Raw genomic sequence first — 1,079 nt, 5'->3', positions numbered from 1 at the left:
GGGGACTGGGGACTGGGGACTGGTGACTGGGTAATCAATTTTATTTTTTCCAATTACCAATTACCAATTACCAATCACCCATCACCAATCACCAAAAAAATATCACTCACCCCATGAAAAAATTTGAGAATGAGCGATATTGCTAATAATTAAAAAGTGCTAATTCCTAAAAGAAAGCAGCTTGATGACGAATCAAATTCAAAAATTCTTCACGGGTTTTTTGCTCATCTTGGAAAACACCAACCATAGAACTGGTAACAGTCCAAGAACCAGGTTTTTGTACACCACGCATCACCATACACATATGGGTAGCTTCCATCACTACAGCTACACCTTTTGGCTCAAGAATGGTTTGCACTGCTTCGGCAATTTGGCGAGTTAGTCTTTCTTGAACTTGTAAACGACGAGCATACATTTCCACAATTCGCGCCAATTTACTTAAACCGACAACTTTTTGATTCGGGATATAAGCAACGTGCGCTCTACCCATAAATGGCAACATATGATGTTCACAAAGACTGAAGAAATTAATATCTCGCACTAATACCATTTCTTCATGGCCTTCATCAAAAATCGCCCCATTCACCAGTTCTTCTAAGGATTGGTTATAACCACTGGTGAGAAATTTCATAGCTTCAGCTACGCGCTTTGGTGTTTTCAGTAGTCCTTCCCGTTCTGGATCTTCTCCAACACCGATCAGCATTGTCCGCACGGCTTCCATCATTTGCTCCGTGCTTTCCTCTGAGGGTGGGTGCAAATCTGCCTGTTTACCATTATGGGTATTGCGGTCAGGTCTGCTACTGATCGCTTGCGCTAAATCAGGAATCAGAGGAGATTGTGAGCGATTAGAACCGTTAGAACTAGCAATAGTCATGGTATTAGTCTTGGTAATTGATAATTGATAATTGACAATTGATAATTGGTAATTGGTAATTGGTAATTGGTGATTGGTGATTGGTAATTGGTAATTGGTAATTGGTAATTGGTTATTGGTAATTGGTAATTGGTAATGGGTAATGGGTAATTGGTAATGGGTAATTGGTAATTGGGTTATTTGTCTTTCCTCCTGACTCTTGTAC

The 1,079-nt window shown here is 40.0% G+C and carries 1 protein-coding gene; it reads right to left on the bottom strand.

Going from position 1 to position 1,079, the window contains the following annotated elements:
* Positions 1-166: 166 nt before the first annotated feature.
* Positions 167-874, bottom strand: a complete 708-nt coding sequence (folE, locus tag H5968_RS24960) for a GTP cyclohydrolase I FolE (RefSeq protein WP_187042080.1) — start codon at positions 872-874, stop codon at positions 167-169.
* Positions 875-1,079: the final 205 nt, after the last annotated feature.

The organism is Sphaerospermopsis sp. LEGE 00249 (genome assembly GCF_014299995.1).
In the GTDB taxonomy this organism is placed as follows: domain Bacteria; phylum Cyanobacteriota; class Cyanobacteriia; order Cyanobacteriales; family Nostocaceae; genus Sphaerospermopsis; species Sphaerospermopsis kisseleviana.
This window is presented reverse-complemented; position numbering and strand designations above follow the sequence as displayed.